Below are 15,752 nucleotides of genomic sequence, written 5' to 3' on the forward strand. Positions count from 1 at the left end.
CACCAAGGAGACCAGTCATGACCAGCATCGGCATCATCGCAGGTTCCACCCGTCCCGGCGCCTTCAACCCCCAGGTGGTCGCCTGGGTCAAGGAGCAGCTCGACGCCGCCGACGTCGACAGCACCGTGGTCAATTTCGCCGAGTACGATCTCCCCGTACTCGACGAGGAAATCCCCGGCGGCGCCCACAAGTACGCCAACGAGCACACCAAGGCCTGGGGCGCGGCACTGGAGCCCTTCGACGGTTACATCGTGGTGACCCCGGAGTACAACCACAGTGTGCCCGGCCCGTTGAAGAACGCGATCGACTTCGTCGGCTCCGAGTTCGCCCACAAGCCGGTCGCCTTCGTCTCCTACGGCGCGGACAAGGGCGTACGGGCCGTCGAGGCCTGGCGTTCGGTGTTCGCCAACTTCCGCGCCGCGACGGTGCGCGACACCGCGTCCTTCTCGATCTTCACCGACGTCGTCGACGGCGAGTTCGCCCCGCAGGACACGTCCACGGCACCGTTCACGGGACTTCTCAAGGACCTGCTCGCCTGGGCCGAGGGTTTCGCGGTCGTCCGTGACCGCCTGACCTCGCAGATGGTCGGCTAGCAGGGGTTCTCCCGCAGGACGTCTACATCGCGCAGCTGATCGAGGCGTCCTGCTTCTCGGCGACGGCCTGCCGCAGCCCCTTCTCGACCGCGTCGGCGTAGTAGGACTGGCCGGCGTCGGCGGGGTGGACACCGTCGCCGATGAGGGAGTCCGGATGGTCGAGCGCCATCTGGCACCACGGGGCGAGGTAGATGTCGGGGTGGGACGCGGCGTAGTCGAGGGTCTGCTGCGCGGCCGGCGCGATACCGTCGACGTAGCCGTAGGGCACCACGAGGACGATCTTGTGCCCCGGGCCGATGGTCTCGACGATGCGGTCGAGCTGGCCGTCGAACGCCTGCCCGTTCGTCCCGAAGCCGAGGACGACGTACTCACCCAGGGACCCGTTCGCCGCCATCGTGCCGATCGGCCCCTCGCCGCCGGTGTAGTGGCGCGACGTCTCGGCGTCGATGGTGATCCCCGGGAAGCGCTGCTGCAGGGACAGGGTCGACGCGAGCATCACCGAGTCGCCGATCGCGGTGATCTCGGAGCCGGCGGGCAGCCCTGCTGCTCGTGGCGGGGATGGCGGTACCGGGCCGTCCTGTGCCGGGGCAGGTGAGTCCTGCAACTCCGCCATCTCCTCCAGCTGGGTCTCCAGCTCCGACTTCGCCGGACTCTGACCCAGTGCCGACCCCGCCAGCAGGGTCACTGCCAGCACGGCGACCGGTACGGCCAGCAGTTTCGTTGTGCCCAGCGACTGCAGCGTCCTGCGGTAGCCGTTGCGCCGCAGCGGCGTCTCGACCCACCGGTAGGACGCTTCGGTGAGCGCCAGGCTCACGACCACGGCGACAGCACCGACGGCCCAGTCCGGGACGTCCGACCCCGGCTCCTGCATGAGGGTGCCGGCGAACACGACGACCGGCCAGTGCCACAGGTACAGGCTGAAGGACCGCTCGCCGAACCACCGCAGGGGACGCCACCGCAGCAGTCCCGCCACCGGGCCGGCCTCCCGCAGTGACGTCGCGATCAACGCCACGGACAGCAGTGAGGCCAGGAACAGCCCACCACGGTAGGTCAACGGGTCGGTGTCCGGCAGCAGCAGGAACATCACGGCCAGCGCCACCAGTGCCAGCGTCCCGCCGGCCCACGCCAGTGCGGCGGACCGTCGCGACCCGGTCGCAGGGGAGAAGGCGGGCCAGGAGTCCGTGGACGAACTGCTGGCCGACGTCGTCACCAGCGCCAGCACCACCCCGGCGAGCATGCCGAAGGCGTGGGTGTCGGTGCCGAAGTAGACCCGGGACGGGTCGGTGTCCGGGTCGTGCAGGATGATCATCGCGACCAGCGAGGAGATGCCCAGCACCGTCGCCACGACGGTCGCGACACGGAACGGGCCGGCGGTGCGTCCGATGCGGTTCCTGCGCACGACATGCCGCGAGAACCACAGGCAGGCGAGCAGCAGCAGCGGCCACAGCACGTAGAACTGCTCCTCGATCGCCAGGGACCAGTAGTGCATGAAGATCTGCGGCGTCGTCCCGGCGAAGTAGCTGTTCGACTCGGCGATCTGCACCCAGTTGTTGACCGAGAACAGCGACCCGAGGAACTGCGGCACCAGGGCGACGGCGACATCTCCGCCGATGATCCCGGCCACCGCCGTGGATACCAGCAGGACGGTGACCGCCGCGGGCAGGATGCGTCGGGCACGTCGACGCCAGAACTCCTTGAGGTTGATGCCGCCGGTTGCGCCGATCTCGCGGACGAGCAGCGAGGTGATGAGGAAGCCGGAGAGGACGAAGAACACGTCCACGCCGAGGAAGCCGCCGGGTAGGACGTCACCGAAGAAGTGGTACACGACGACGGCGAGCACCGCGATGCCACGTAGACCGTCGAGCCCGGTGACCCGCCGGATGCGCCCGGGTTTCAGGGGAGCGGCGGCGGGGACTGTCGTGGCCGGCGGTGGCGGGGCGATCACCGGGGCTGGTGTCGGCTCTGGTGATGGCTCTGGTGATGTCTCTGGCTCGGGGGAGGGTTCCGGCGGAGCGGGTATGTCCGCGAATGCGGGCGCCGGGGGCGGGGCGGTGGGTGCGGCAAGGACGATGGGCTCGACCCGTCGACAGGGCTCGGGAGTCGTCACGGACGACGGGGGAGCCGGGTGGATCCCGGGCGCCGGTGGTGCACCGCCCGGGGCAGTGAGGACGATGGACGGGCGGAAGCTGGTGGTCATTGCGCGAGAAGGGGACTTTCCGGTGACGACGGTGGTGACGTCATAACGGTAGTCGGCACTCCAGTACGACCCAAAGCCTGTGGGGAGTGCTCCCGATACCCCCGGCTGTATTCTCCGCGACCTGCGGATTGTTAATTTAGACGACCTCTAATCTCACAAGGTTTCGTCAGAAGCGGGGATCCTTGTGAGATTAGGACGTCCGCGTCGGGCGCTGGAACGGACGGTAAGCTGCACACCATGCAGCGCACCGAACTCGCCCGCCTGATCGACCACACCCTGCTCAAGCCGGAGTCCACGTCCGCCGACGTGGTAGGCCTCGTCGCGGAGGCAGGTGAACTTGGTGTCTACGCGATCTGCGTCTCGCCGTCGCAGTTGCCGGTGGACGCGCCCTCGGGTGTGCATGTCGCGACGGTGGTCGGTTTCCCGTCCGGCGCGGTGAAGCCCGACGTGAAGGCGACCGAGGCAGCACGCGCGGTGGCGGACGGTGCCGACGAGGTCGACATGGTCATCAACCTGGCCCTGGTGAAAGAAGGACGGTTCGATGAACTGACCAGGGAGATCGCGGTTGTGCGTGCCGCGGTCCCGGCGCCGGGGGTGCTCAAGGTGATCATCGAGTCTGCCGCACTCGATGACGAGGAGATCGTCGCCGCCTGCCGGTGCGCGGAGGCGGCGGACGCGGACTTCGTGAAGACCTCCACCGGATTCCACCCGGCCGGAGGGGCGTCGGTGGAGGCGGTACGGGTGATGCACGAAACCGTCGGCGGGCGTCTCGGCATCAAGGCCTCCGGGGGGATCCGCTCGCTCGAGGCGGCCGAGGCGATGGTCGCCGCGGGGGCGACGCGACTGGGACTGTCGGCCTCCACCGCGATCCTCGACGAGGCCGGGTTGTTCTGACCCTCGGTCTCTGGTCGCTGGCCCGCTGAGGGCATGCTTCCTGGCAGGTCAGCCATATAATCGCCTACACTGTCCGGGTGCAATTACTCCGGCTCGTGGGCAGATACGCCCGACAGTACCCGGGGCTGCTGGTGGCAGTCCTCATCCTCCAGACCGTCTCCACCTTCGCGACGCTCTACCTTCCCCGACTCAACGCCGACATCATCGACAAGGGTGTGTCCCTCGGAGACATCGGCTACATCTGGTCCACCGGCGGCATCATGGTCGCCGTGGCGTTCGTCCAGGTCATCACCGCCGTCGCCGCGACGTGGTGCGCCGCGCGCCTGGCGATGTCGGTGGGCCGGGACATCCGGCGCGACGTCTACCGCAGCGTCGACCGGTTCAGTTCCCAGGACATGGGCACCTTCGGTGTGCCGACGCTGATCACCCGCGGCACCAATGACGTGCAGCAGGTGCAGATGGTGTTCGTCATGTTCCTCAGCTTCATGGTGACCATGCCGATCACGTGTGTCGGCGGCATCGTCATGGCCCTGCGTGAGGACGCCGGGATGTCGTGGCTGGTGTGGGTGTCTGTCGTGGTGCTGCTGGTCATCGTCGGTGCGATGGTGGCCCGGCTGGTGCCGTTGTTCGGGTCGATGCAGGAGCGGATCGACGCGATCAACGGTGTCATGCGTGAGCAGATCACGGGTATCCGCGTGATCCGGGCATTCGTCCGCGAGAAGTTCGAGACGAAGCGGTTCGAGGACGCCAACCATGCCGTCGCCTGGGTGTCCGAGCGTGTCGGCCGGGTGTTCGTGCTGATGGGGCCGGTGATCATGCTGGTGCTGCACGCGGCGACGGCGGCGGTGCTGTGGTTCGGCGGTCACCGGGTGGCCGACGGCGCGATCGAGGTCGGTTCCCTCACCGCGTTCATGCAGTACCTGCTGCAGATCCTCGTCGCGGTGATGATGGGCTCGTTCATGGCGATGATGCTGCCGCGCGCGATCGTGTGTGCCGGACGTATCCAGGACGTGCTCGTCCACGAACCGTCCATCGTCGAGCCGGAGGCGGACCCGTCGGTGAGGACGGAGTCGCCGGCGACGGTGCGCGGCGAACTGGAGTTCCGTGACGTGTCCTTCACCTACCCGGGTGCGGACGCCCCGGTGCTCACCGACATCAGTTTCACCGTGCGTCCCGGTGAGACCACCGCGGTGATCGGAGCGACCGGCTCAGGCAAGACCACGCTGGTCAACCTGATTCCGCGCCTGTTCGCGCCGACCTCGGGCGAGGTGGTCGTGGACGGCGTGCCGGTCGCGTCGATGCCGCGCAAGGACCTGGCCCGCTATGTCGGGCTGGTGCCGCAGAAGGCGTACCTGTTCTCCGGGACGGTGGCGTCCAACCTGCGTTTCGGACGTACAGGTGCCACCGACGAGGAGCTGTGGGAGGCGTTGCGCGTCGCCCAGGCCGACGGGTTCGTGCGCAGCCGCGGTGACGGGGAGGCGGCGGGGCTGGCCTCGCCGATCGCGCAGGGCGGCACGGACGTGTCCGGTGGGCAGCGCCAACGGTTGTGTATCGCCCGTGCTCTGGTCGCGGCGCCGAAGGTGTATGTCTTCGACGACTCCTTCTCGGCGCTGGACGTGCGCACCGATGCTGCGCTGCGCTCGGCGCTGCACCCGATGACCCGCGATGCCGCGGTGGTGACGGTGGCGCAGCGGGTGTCGACGGTGCGTGAGGCCGACCAGATCCTGGTGCTGGACAAGGGGCGCATCGTTGCCCGGGGAACCCATGACGACCTGCTGGAGTCGAGTGCGACCTACCGGGAGATCGTCGAGTCGCAGATGGAGGCGCAGCGATGAGTGACACAGAAGTGGCTGACCGTGGCGGAGAATCCGCGCCGCGCTCGGCGAAGGCGTTCTGGCCGTCCGCCCTGCGGATGGTGGCGCTCATGGCGCCGCGCAAGATCGCGCTGACGTGGGTGTTCGTCCTGCTGGTGGTCTGTGTGGTGCTGACCGTCTACGCGCCGAAGGTGCTCGGCGACGCGGTCGACGTGATCTACAACGGTGTGCTCTCGGTGTGGAACAACGAGCCGGGGGCCGGCATCGACTTCACCGAGCTCGGACGGTTGATCGGCATCGTGCTGGGCATGTACCTCGTCGCCGGCGTGTTCAACTGGGCGCAGGGCTACATCCTCAACAAGATCGTCGTGGCGGTGATCGTGGAGCTGCGTACCGACGTGGAGCGCAAGGTTCACCGGCTGCCGTTGAGTTTCTACGACTCCCGGCAGACCGGTGACCTGCTGTCGCGCACCACCAATGACGTCGACAACGTCCAGCAGGCACTGCAGCAGGCGCTCAGCCAGTTCGCCTACTCGGCGATGATGATCATCGGTGTGACGGTGATGATGTTCCGGGTGTCGTGGCAGCTGGCGATCATCGCGCTGCTGGCCCTGCCGTTGACCGCGATCGTCGTGGGCATCGTCGGTACCCGGGCGCAGAAGCAGTACGGCGCGCAGTGGGCCGGCACGGGCAAGGTCAACGGCCATGTCGAGGAGTCCTTCACCGGCCATGACCTGGTCGTCGCCTACGGTCGCCAGGACGAGATGTCCGTGACTTACGACGAGCGCAACGAGGAGCTCTACCAGGCCAGCGCGAAGGCCCAGTTCCTGTCGGGCATGATGATGCCGCTGATGCAGTTCCTGAACTACCTCAGCTACGTGGTCATCGCCGTCTTCGGCGGGCTGCGGGTGGCGAACGGGCAGATGACCCTGGGCGCGGCGACCGCGTTCATCCAGTACTCCCGTGAGTTCAACCAACCTCTCGGCGAGCTTGCCGGGATGATGACGATGGTGCAGTCCGGTGTGGCGTCGGCCGAGCGGGTCTTCGAGCTCCTGGACGCCGAGGAGCAGGACCCGGACGCCGAGGGCGACTCGTCGCCCACCGGGGAGCGTGGCCGCGTGGAGTTCCGTGAGGTGTCCTTCGGTTACTCGCCGGAGACCCCGTTGATCGAGGACCTCAACCTCGAGGTCGATCCGGGGCAGACCATCGCGATCGTGGGGCCCACCGGTGCGGGCAAGACCACGATGGTGAACCTGATCATGCGGTTCTACGAGGTCACCTCGGGTGCGATCCTCGTCGACGGGGTGGACACCCGGACCATGAGCCGGGCCGAGCTACGCTCACGCACCGGCATGGTGCTGCAGGACGCCGTCCTGTTCGACGGCACGATCCTGGAGAACATCCGTTACGGGCGTCTGGACGCCACCGACGACGAGGTCAAGGCTGCGGCGAAGGCCGCGTACGTCGACCGGTTCGTCCACGCGTTGCCGGAGGGCTACGACACCGTCATCGACCAGGACGGCGGGTCGGTGTCCGCCGGTGAGCGCCAGCTGATCACGATTGCGCGTGCGTTCCTGGCGGAGCCGGAGATTCTGATCCTGGACGAGGCCACCTCGTCGGTGGACACCCGCACCGAGGTGTTGGTCCAGAAGGCGATGAACGCGATCCGTGCGCAGCGCACGTCCTTCGTGATCGCGCACCGGTTGTCGACGATCCGCGACGCCGACCGCATCCTGGTGATGGTCGACGGCTCGATCGTGGAGCAGGGGTCGCACGACCAGCTCCTCGAGGCCGACGGTGCCTACGCCGAGCTGTACCGCAGCCAGTTCGCCGCCGGTGGTGCGGTGTAGGTCCTCAACGACCTGCGACGCTGGTCTCCCAGTAGTCCAGGTCGACGATGTCTTCGGGTAAGGCGGCGACGACCTGCGCGTGCAGGCGTCGCCCCTCCTCCTCGTGGGCGCGGGCGATGTCGCCGGACGGCCAGCCGGTCTCCCAGCTGAAGTAGTCATTGAACTGACGCGCCCACCGGCGGATCTCCTGCGACAGTTCGTCCGGAAGATACGGCAGTGGCGGGTCCTCCTCCGCGCAGAGGTAGGGGTGTTCGTTTGTCGTGGCCCAGACGTTCCAGAACGGCCAGTCGACGGTGTACTCGTTCATCATCTTGTAGTGCATCACGGGTGGTCTCCTGTCGTCAGATTCTGTGCGTAGCCGTACATTCAGCCCTACCGCGCTGCAGTGGGTGACACAATCCGGCATGTCGTGGCACGACGACCCGGATTGTGTCACGCACACCAGGACTTCGGTAGCAGGTGTGGGCGGGAGAGCTACGCTGAGACCCATGGCCTATGAGATCAGCGACTCCGTCACCGTCCACGCCGCCCCGTCGGAGGTCTTCGACCTCGTCAGCGACGTCACGCGCACAGGAGAGTGGAGCGCCCAGTGCTACCGCGCCGAATGGGACTCGGATGACAGAGGTGAAGGGGCGAGGTTCACCGGGCACAACCGCAGAGGGGAGCGGGAGTGGTCGACGGTCTCCGAGGTTGCCTCCGCCCGTCCGGGGCAGGAGTTCTCCTGGCGGGTCACCTCCAGCGGAACGAGGTGGGGCTTCCGGATGGAACCGGTGAACCGTCGGGAGGATGCCACGGTGCTCACGGAGTTCACCACCTTCACGAAGGAGGGCGAGGCGTACTTCCGCCAGAAGTTCGGTGATGACGCCCCTGCCCAGGAAGCGGACCGTCGCGACGCCGCCACCTACGGCATCACCGAGACCCTGCAGAGCATCAAGGAGATCCTCGAGGGGTGACCTCGGTCCACATCTGACGACAACGGTCCGCAGAAGTCGGGCGCAGACTGGTCCCCGAGCGGCAGCATGAGAGTCGAAGGAGGTCAACCGTGATCAATGACCTGAACCGGCTCGTCGACTACGTCGAAGGAAACTTGTGCGGGAATGTCGACATCACCGTCGTCGCCCGTTCGTCCGGTGTCACCGGGTACCACCTACGGCGCATGTTTTCGTCGCTGGCCGGGATGCCGTTGTCGGAGTACGTTCGTCGGCGTCGCATGACGGTTGCCGCAGGTGACGTCCTCGGTGGTGATGATCTGCTGTCGATCGCCGTGCGGTACGGCTACGGTTCGGCGGAAGCATTCGGGAGAGCGTTCCGCGCTGTCCACGGCATCGGCCCTACCGAGGTACGTCGCACGGGCGGCCCCCTTCGCACACAACAGCAACTCAGGTTCCGCCTGACCGTCGAAGGGAGCAGTCGTATGGACGCCCGAATAATCAACCGACCCACCATCCGTCTCGTGGGGCATGCCACGCGGGTCCCGCTGATCTACGAAGGTGTGAATCCGCACATCGCGGAGTTCACGGAGTCACTGTCGGCAGAGACCCACAGTCGTCTCCATGCACTCGGTGACACCCATGGAGAGGGGCCCACCGGCCTTCTCGCTGTCAACGACGACGTCGCACCGGGTTCGGCCGAAGGAACGGAACTGACGTACATGCACGGCGTGGCCGTCACCGGAGACGCGGCCCTGCCGGACGATCTGGACCTCATCACGGTGCCTGCGGGGGACTGGGTGGTGTTCCGTTCTTCTGGAGCGTTCCCTGAGTCGCTGCAGACGATGTGGGCCGCGACCGCAACGGACTGGTTCCCCTCGAACCCGTGGCAACTGCGCCCGGGGCCGTCCCTGGTGTCGACGCTGGGGCACGACGAGGATTTCACTACCGCAACCTGCGAACTCTGGTTCCCTGTGGCACCGCGGGAGGTGTGAACGTCGTGAACGGACGGTGGTCGTCGATGCACGAGTCTCTTGCAGGTGCGCGCCACCGCTGCTAGGTTCGAGGACATGCGGAAGTAGAACCCCTGAATCGTCCTGCGCCTGAGGCGTCGTCACCTGCCCGGCGGGACACACCTTTTCTCCACTCAGGGAGTTCCTCATGTTTACGCCATCCCCCGTCTCATCGGTGTCCCCGCTCTGCGTGGACGGCCTGTCCGTCCAGATCGCCGGAACCCGTGTTCTCACCGATATCTCCTTCACTGTGTCGCCCGGGCAACGTGTCGGCCTGATCGGCGAAAACGGGTCGGGGAAATCCACCGTGCTGCACGCAGTTCACGGCTCTTTGCCGACCGGTGCGACAACGGCCGGGACGGTTGACGTCGGGCAGTCGCGTGTCGGACTCCTGCACCAGCAGGCCCCGTTCCGGGACGACGAGACCGTCCGCGATTCACTGGAGACCGCCGTCGCGGCTGAGCGGCGGGCTGCAACCGCGCTGGAACAGGCGGCGGACCCTTACGATGCGGAGGCTTACGCAGCGGCCCTGGACGTCGCCGAACGTCTCGACGTGTGGGAGACGGACGCCCGTATCTCGGCTACGCTCGCCGGCCTCGGCCTGGCCGCGGTGCCGCAGGAACGCCGTACCGGGGAGTTGTCCGGCGGCCAACGTGCCCGCCTGTCGCTGGCGTGGCTGCTGCTGAACCGTCCGGACATCCTGTTGCTGGACGAACCGACGAACCACCTGGACGACGCTGCGACACGGTACCTGGCCGGTGTCCTGAACACCTGGAAAGGGCCGGTCCTGTTCGCCAGCCACGACCGCGCGTTCCTCGACCATGCGGCGTCCTCGTTGATCGACCTGGACCCCGCGCCCTCGCAGGTCGGTGTGGACGGTGGCGTCACCCGGTACACCGGCAACTACACCGACTACCTCGCCACCCGGCGGGACGTCCGGGGGCGGTGGGAACGCCAGTACCGCGATGAACAGGCGGAGCTGAAGCGCCTGCGCGCGGGAGTGCGGGACAACCACCAGGTCGGGCACGTGAACTTCAAGCCCCGGACAGAAACGCGCATGGCACAGAAGTTCTACGGCGACCGGAACGCGAAGGTCGTGTCGCGCCGGGTCAACGATTCGCGCTCCAGGCTGGAGAAGCTGGAGGAGTCGCAGGTCCGCAAACCACCGGAGGAGCTGACCTTCACCGGGCTCACGGCGGCGGGCCGCAAGGGCACCGAGGAGCGGACGGGACCTGTTCTCGTTGCCTCGGAAGTGGCTGTCGCCGGTCGTCTGGGGCAGACCTCCCTTACGGTCAACGGTGACGAGAAGTTGCTGGTGACCGGCCCCAACGGCTCCGGGAAGTCGACGTTGCTGGAAGTGCTGGCCGGGGCGCTGCCCCCGTCCTCCGGGACGGTGGGTGCCGCCGGGGTGAGCGTGGGCCACCTGACGCAGGAGGTGGAACTGCCTGACCCCGCCGGACGTGGCCCGGGCAGGACGGTGGAGCGCACCTACCGTGACCTGCTCGGCGACGAACTCGCGGAGACGGTGCCGTTGTCGACCTTCGGACTGATTCACCCGAGGGACGAGTCGAGGCCGCTCGGGGAACTCAGTCTGGGGCAGCAGCGCCGTGTCGCGCTGGCGGTGCTCCTCGCCGCACCGCCGGACGTCCTGCTGCTGGACGAACCCGACAACCACCTGTCGTTGTCCCTGGTCACCGCTCTGGAGGAAGCGATCCCCGCCTACCCGGGTGCCGTGGTCGTGGCCTCCCACGACGCATGGCTGCGGCAGCGGTGGCGCGGGGAGCGGCTGGAGTTGTAGGTCAGCCGATCGGTGGGAAGTTCGGCTCCGGGACCCAGTCAGGACGGGGCGTCCAGAACCTGGTGACGTGCTGTACCGCGACGAAGAAGTCGCCTCCTCCCTTGCCGCCGAAGCCGTACTCGTCCTCGGTCTCCACGGTGATCCGGAAGCCGCCGACCGTGAGCTCGGACTGCGGACCGAGAACCTCGGCGTCAGACCCGGAGAACTCCTGCTGGAGCTGCGGATCCGCCAGCGCGGCACTCGGGGCGAACATGGTGTCCCGGTACTCGAGCCCGGAGGTGGGTTCGCCGTCTTCGGTCTCCATCGGCTCCTCCAGTGTGAGCAGGCAGGCGAAGTCAGACCCGATCTCGTCATTGAGAGCACCGTCGATGGAGCAGACCCCACCGTCGGGAAGCGTGAACATGTAGCCACCGTTGTCGACGGCATAGTGTTCCGGATCCTCCGTCGTCGGATACGCAGGCGGTTGAGATGTGGCAGCGGCGGATTCCGACGCCGATGCTCCCTGTGCGCGCGGCGCGGCGGACGACTCCTCGGCCTCGCCGCTCCCACCGCACGCACTCAGGATCAGTGCCGCACCGGTGGCCAGCGCGAGGGCAGTAGATTTCCTTCTGACTTTCACAGGGCACTCTCCAGTGTCGCGGATTCATCCAGAATAAGTTTCCTCAGCAACACTACTCCTGATCGTAGGGCTACCCCTACCGGCAATAGACAGTGTCAGTGGATGGAGACTCGTGGCCAGGCACGATGAACTGTGAAGCATGAAGAAAACACTCTGCACGGCATTCGCACTCGTCCCTCTGGTCGGCACTCTCGCCCTGGTGGGGTGTGGGGCATCCGAACATTCGGAGCAGGAGTCCTTCCCCTTCACCGGCTCAGAGCTCTGGGTGGTCCACGGCAACAAGAATCAGCCCGTCAATGTCGTCGAATCGACGGATGCGGACGGGGAAGTCACCGTCGACGTCAGCAGTCGGACAATGGGGCAGAAACCGGAGACCCCGGCATGGTCACTCTCCGATGACGAGCTGACCCTGGACACCCCCTGCGGTGGGAGCGTCATCGGCTACTGCGAGGCCAACTGGTCCATCACCGTGCCCGACGGCGTCGAGGTCATGGTCGACGGTCAGCGGACCGCTCCCTGAAGATAGGCGAGCACCGCGGCCACGCGGCGGTTGCGCCCGTCGTCCGGCGGAAGGTCCAGCTTCATCAGGATATTGCCGATATGTTTGACGACCGCGGCGTCCGAGATGAACAGGCGCTGCGCGATCGAGGCGTTGGAGTGCCCCTCCGCCATCACACCGAGGACCTCCCGTTCCCGGGGGGTCAGCCGCTCCAGTGGGTTCTGTCGTCGATTGATCAGCTGGCTGATGACGGCCGGGTCGACCGCTGTGCCCCCGGCAGCGACGCGGCGCACGGTGTCGGCGAACTCTGCGACATCGCTGACCCGGTCCTTCAGGAGATACCCGACGCCGGCACCGCGACTACCGCCGGGGCCTCCGGGGCTGTCCAGCAGGTCGGCGACGTAGCTCTGTTCGATGTACTAACTGAGCACGACGACCGGCAGGCCCGGCTGTTCTCTGCGCAGGTGGACTGCTGCGGTAAGCCCTTCGCACCGGAAGTCCGGTGGCATACGGACATCCGTGATGACCACGTCGGGCGAACACCGGTGGACCGCTTCGAGGAGCTCCCCGGCGTCGCCGACCGCGTCGGCCACGGTGAACCCGTTGCGCTCCAGCAGGATCTGGAGGCCCTCCCGCAGCAGCGTGTTGTCCTCCGCGACAACGACCCGGTACGGCGTGGCCTCAGACATGATCTTCTCCCTCCGTGGTGACGGTGACGGTGATGAGTGTCGGGCCTCCCGGGGGCGAGTCGATGACGACGTCCCCGTCGAATGCGGCGGCACGGTCGGCGATGCCGTCGAGCCCGCTGCCACCGTGGCGCCGTGCCCCGGCACCACCCGTCCCGTCGTCCCGGACGCTGACCTGGATACGGTCCCCGTCCGCACGGCGGAGCCTGACGGCGACCTGGTCGGCACCGCTGTGCTTGGCGACGTTGGCCAGCAGTTCTGCGACACAGAAGTACAGGTTCGACTCCACGTCCGCCGACGGCCGTGGACCGAGTTCGTCCTCGGTGGTGACCGTCAGGGTGAAGGAGTCCGCGAGCTCCTTGACCGCGGCACCGAGCCCGTGGTCGGTGAGCACCTGGGGGTGGATGTTCCTCACGAAACCTCTCATCGTCTCCAGCGTCCTGCCCGCCTGCTCCTTCGCGCGCAGCACGTCCTCCCGCCCCGGCGCGCCGGGCGGCATCTCGTCCAGCGCGAGTCCGAGGGCCATGCTCACCGACATGAGTTCTGGCTGCACCCCGTCGTGAAGGTCCCGCTCGATGCGTCGGCGTTCGACGTCGAAGGCGCGCACCAGCCGTGAGCGCGACCTGCTCGTGGTGGAGAGGTCACGGTGCAGGCGTTGCTCTGGCCGGGTCAGGATCTGGACGGCGAAGGACGCGTGGGCGTGGGCGAGTCGGGGAGCGACGACGCCGAGTGCGGTGAACAGCACCGCCGCGAGTGCGGTAGCCGTGAGCGACTGGGGGATCGTCGTGACCGTGAACGGTCCGATGACCGCCGCGACGGTCGCATCATCAGCACCCTGAACGGTGCCGACGCCGGTCAGATCGCCGCCACACTCGCAGACCTGGAGACGGGACGATGACCGGGCTCGCGGCACGGACATTCGCCGACCGGTGGCAGCTCTTCATCGGGACGGTGCTCGCGGTGACGATCGGTGTGGCGATCATTCACGCAGGGATGACGATCATTCTCGGCGTGGAGGGCGCGGCGGTCCCGGAGACCGTTCCTCCGGAGCAGGTGGAGGACTTTCACCAGGCCGCGGAAGGTGCCAGCACGCTGACCGGATGACGGTCATGCTCGGCGCTTTCCTGACGGTCTTCGTGGTCGGGTCCACCGTGACCTTTGCCGTCGACCAGCGCCGGGGAGACCTCGCCCTCCTGCGGCTCGGGGGAGTGACCGGTCGGCAGATACGGCGGCTCCTCCTGGCCGAGGCCCTGCTCACCGCCGTGCCGGGAGCTGTCCTCGGCGCGATTGTCGGTCTCGGGCTGACGGTCGTCCAGAGCAGGATTCTTGCGGGACTGGGTACCTTCCCCGACTGGCTGGAGACGCCGGTGCGGCCTGGGGTGCTGGTGCTCGGCCTCGTTGCTGCGGTGGCCGTCTGCCTGGTGGGAGCGTGGGGAGCGGCGCGCCGGGCGACACGGATCAGTCTACTGGATGCACTCCGCCGTAGTCCGGCCGATCAGCGGGTCATGACGGTCCGGCGATGGATGGTCGCGGTGCTCGCGGCCGTGTTGACCGGTGTGCAGGTCGCCTTCTCGGTCGTCGTCGGTGGGGTGTTGATCCCTCTGCTCCTGGGGCTGGGGATCGTCGTGACCGCGTCGGTCGCGATGAGCCAGTTGGCACCGCTGCTGGTCCCGGCGGTGGCGCGCCTGCTTCTGCTGCTGCCGGGGCTGAGTGGCTCTGTGCTCGCCGGTCTCGCCGTCGCGAATCTCCGGGATGCCGTCCGCCGGACAGCATCGTGCGCCGCTCCGATGATTGTGCTGGTCAGTCTCGTCATGGGGCTCCAGGGAATCCTCGACACGCAGACCGAGGCCGCAGAGACGGAAGCCTCCCGCCTCCTCGATGCCGACCTCCTGGGTACCGTACCCGGGGCGGAAGGCAGCCGGGACGTCGTCACTGAGGTGAGGGGCATCGACGGTGTGTCACTGGCTGCCCCGGAGACCGTGGTTCCCCTCAACGTCCAGCTGACCGACGGTGGCGTGACGACGTATGGGCCCGGGACGGTCGTCGCCGTCGATCCGGACGCCTTCAGGGAAACCCACCGCCAGCACCCCGACACCGGCGACGTCGCTGACTTCGGTCCCGACAGTGTGGTGCTCGGACCGGGGCTTGAGGGAATTGCTGTCCGGGGACATCCGGACCAGATCACCGTCGACATCGCGGGTGAGCCCGTCGTCCTGCGGGAGGCTGCCCGCATGGCGGAGACCCTGGCGGGGACGGACGGCTTCTACATTGACCGGGCGCTGTTGTCGCTCACGGAACCGGAGCTCCTGGACAGGGAGACCACCCTGCTCATCCAGGTGGAGCCGGGGGCGGACACAGATGCGGTCACGGCGGCGTTGGAGAACGCCGGGGTTTCCGGGGTTCAGGCGCCTGCGGATCTGGCGTCAGAGGAGGGGAGTACGTCGGACAGCGAGAACCGGGCGGTGATGCTCGCGATCGTGGGACTCGGCAGTATCTACGCCCTGATCAGTGTGTTGAGCACCCTGGCGATCTCGATCAGTCAGCGGCGGCCGGAACTGGCGGCACTGCGACTCTCTGGATTCACCCGAGCGCAGGTTCAGGGTGTGACGGTGGTGGAGGCGTTGGCGGCGACCACGATCGGACTCGTCCTGGGTGCGGTAGCGGCGGTGTTGTCCCTGGTCGGCCTGTGGGGTGCGACCGCCCGGATATACGGGACGCCCGTCATCGCCATCCCCTGGACACTGTTGGCGGGTATCACCGTGCTGGCGTTCGTCCTGACGGCGGTCACCGCGGTGGTGGCGACGCGACGGGCCATCGCACCACCTCCGGTGCAGGTGGTCGCCGGTGATTGACGGACGGG

General features: G+C 67.4%; 14 protein-coding genes and 1 pseudogene. 10 read left to right on the top strand and 5 right to left on the bottom strand.

The genetic code is table 11. From position 1 onward, the window contains the following. The first annotated feature begins 17 nt into the window (after positions 1-17). The gene (locus tag PQI66_RS12410; protein ID WP_339998708.1) at positions 18-593 is read left to right on the top strand and encodes an NADPH-dependent FMN reductase; all 576 of its coding nucleotides are present in this window, start codon (positions 18-20) and stop codon (positions 591-593) included. Between the two features lie 22 nt (positions 594-615). Here PQI66_RS12410 and PQI66_RS12415 read toward each other — a convergent pair whose 3' ends face one another. Continuing rightward, positions 616-2,538: an acyltransferase family protein gene (locus PQI66_RS12415; protein WP_339998710.1), complete on the bottom strand. Its 1,923-nt coding sequence runs from the start codon at positions 2,536-2,538 to the stop codon at positions 616-618. Between the two features lie 489 nt (positions 2,539-3,027). Here PQI66_RS12415 and deoC point away from each other — a divergent pair, with 489 nt between their 5' ends. From deoC to PQI66_RS12430, 3 genes are all read left to right on the top strand, one after another. Beyond that, positions 3,028-3,684, top strand: coding sequence for a deoxyribose-phosphate aldolase (gene deoC, locus PQI66_RS12420; protein ID WP_339998712.1), 657 nt, complete (start codon positions 3,028-3,030; stop codon positions 3,682-3,684). Between the two features lie 77 nt (positions 3,685-3,761). Beyond that, positions 3,762-5,519, top strand: coding sequence for an ABC transporter ATP-binding protein (locus PQI66_RS12425; RefSeq protein ID WP_339998714.1), 1,758 nt, complete (start codon positions 3,762-3,764; stop codon positions 5,517-5,519). Continuing rightward, positions 5,516-7,348 (top strand): ABC transporter ATP-binding protein, encoded by a 1,833-nt coding sequence (locus tag PQI66_RS12430; RefSeq protein ID WP_339998716.1) that lies wholly within the window; start codon positions 5,516-5,518, stop codon positions 7,346-7,348. Before PQI66_RS12425 ends, PQI66_RS12430 begins: the two co-directional genes overlap by 4 nt. 4 nt (positions 7,349-7,352) lie before the next feature. Here the strand turns inward: PQI66_RS12430 and PQI66_RS12435 are convergent, their stop codons facing one another. Continuing rightward, a complete protein-coding gene (locus tag PQI66_RS12435; protein ID WP_339998718.1) occupies positions 7,353-7,673 on the bottom strand; it encodes a hypothetical protein in 321 nt (106 codons plus the stop codon). Between the two features lie 163 nt (positions 7,674-7,836). Between PQI66_RS12435 and PQI66_RS12440 the strand changes: the two genes are divergently transcribed. The 3 genes from PQI66_RS12440 to PQI66_RS12450 all read left to right on the top strand — a co-directional run bounded on the left by PQI66_RS12440 (position 7,837) and on the right by PQI66_RS12450 (position 11,088). Further along, positions 7,837-8,301: an SRPBCC family protein gene (locus PQI66_RS12440; RefSeq protein ID WP_339998720.1), complete on the top strand. Its 465-nt coding sequence runs from the start codon at positions 7,837-7,839 to the stop codon at positions 8,299-8,301. A gap of 89 nt (positions 8,302-8,390) precedes the next feature. Further along, a complete protein-coding gene (locus PQI66_RS12445; protein ID WP_339998722.1) occupies positions 8,391-9,272 on the top strand; it encodes an AraC family transcriptional regulator in 882 nt (293 codons plus the stop codon). A gap of 166 nt (positions 9,273-9,438) precedes the next feature. Then, positions 9,439-11,088, top strand: a complete 1,650-nt coding sequence (locus PQI66_RS12450; protein WP_339998723.1) for an ABC-F family ATP-binding cassette domain-containing protein — start codon at positions 9,439-9,441, stop codon at positions 11,086-11,088. A 1-nt stretch (position 11,089) separates the two neighbouring features. Here the strand turns inward: PQI66_RS12450 and PQI66_RS12455 are convergent, their stop codons facing one another. Then, positions 11,090-11,707, bottom strand: a complete 618-nt coding sequence (locus tag PQI66_RS12455; protein WP_339998724.1) for a hypothetical protein — start codon at positions 11,705-11,707, stop codon at positions 11,090-11,092. Positions 11,708-11,846: 139 nt separating this feature from the next. Here PQI66_RS12455 and PQI66_RS12460 point away from each other — a divergent pair, with 139 nt between their 5' ends. Further along, positions 11,847-12,227 carry a hypothetical protein gene (locus PQI66_RS12460; protein ID WP_339998725.1) on the top strand — a complete coding sequence of 127 codons (381 nt, stop codon included), beginning with the start codon at positions 11,847-11,849 and terminating at the stop codon, positions 12,225-12,227. Here PQI66_RS12460 and PQI66_RS12465 read toward each other — a convergent pair. Together PQI66_RS12465 and PQI66_RS12470 are read right to left on the bottom strand one after the other, a co-directional pair. Further along, positions 12,209-12,895 (bottom strand): annotated as a pseudogene (locus PQI66_RS12465) (response regulator). The gene PQI66_RS12460 and the pseudogene PQI66_RS12465 overlap by 19 nt on opposite strands. Beyond that, positions 12,888-13,811 (bottom strand): sensor histidine kinase, encoded by a 924-nt coding sequence (locus tag PQI66_RS12470; protein ID WP_339998726.1) that lies wholly within the window; start codon positions 13,809-13,811, stop codon positions 12,888-12,890. The pseudogene PQI66_RS12465 and the gene PQI66_RS12470 overlap by 8 nt, the downstream one beginning before the upstream one ends. Between PQI66_RS12470 and PQI66_RS12475 the strand changes: the two genes are divergently transcribed. Beyond that, complete coding sequence (locus PQI66_RS12475) at positions 13,787-13,996, top strand: hypothetical protein (RefSeq protein WP_339998727.1); 210 nt, start codon at positions 13,787-13,789, stop codon at positions 13,994-13,996. The genes PQI66_RS12470 and PQI66_RS12475 overlap by 25 nt on opposite strands. Next, positions 13,993-15,744, top strand: a complete 1,752-nt coding sequence (locus PQI66_RS12480) for an FtsX-like permease family protein (protein ID WP_339998729.1) — start codon at positions 13,993-13,995, stop codon at positions 15,742-15,744. Before PQI66_RS12475 ends, PQI66_RS12480 begins: the two co-directional genes overlap by 4 nt. Positions 15,745-15,752: the final 8 nt, after the last annotated feature.

The sequence above is a fragment of the Corynebacterium sp. USCH3 genome (assembly GCF_037619475.1).
In the GTDB taxonomy this organism is placed as follows: domain Bacteria; phylum Actinomycetota; class Actinomycetes; order Mycobacteriales; family Mycobacteriaceae; genus Corynebacterium.

Bases quoted from the DNA above. Each gene is read 5' to 3' on its own strand.
- PQI66_RS12475 (WP_339998727.1), top strand. From the start codon at position 13,787: ATGACCGGGCTCGCGGCACGGACATTCGCCGACCGGTGGCAGCTCTTC.
- PQI66_RS12480 (WP_339998729.1), top strand. From the start codon at position 13,993: ATGACGGTCATGCTCGGCGCTTTCCTGACGGTCTTCGTGGTCGGGTCC.
- PQI66_RS12450 (WP_339998723.1), top strand. From the start codon at position 9,439: ATGTTTACGCCATCCCCCGTCTCATCGGTGTCCCCGCTCTGCGTGGAC.
- deoC (WP_339998712.1), top strand. From the start codon at position 3,028: ATGCAGCGCACCGAACTCGCCCGCCTGATCGACCACACCCTGCTCAAG.
- PQI66_RS12440 (WP_339998720.1), top strand. From the start codon at position 7,837: ATGGCCTATGAGATCAGCGACTCCGTCACCGTCCACGCCGCCCCGTCG.
- PQI66_RS12430 (WP_339998716.1), top strand. From the start codon at position 5,516: ATGAGTGACACAGAAGTGGCTGACCGTGGCGGAGAATCCGCGCCGCGC.
- PQI66_RS12470 (WP_339998726.1), bottom strand. From the start codon at position 13,811: ATGTCCGTGCCGCGAGCCCGGTCATCGTCCCGTCTCCAGGTCTGCGAG.
- PQI66_RS12410 (WP_339998708.1), top strand. From the start codon at position 18: ATGACCAGCATCGGCATCATCGCAGGTTCCACCCGTCCCGGCGCCTTC.
- PQI66_RS12460 (WP_339998725.1), top strand. From the start codon at position 11,847: ATGAAGAAAACACTCTGCACGGCATTCGCACTCGTCCCTCTGGTCGGC.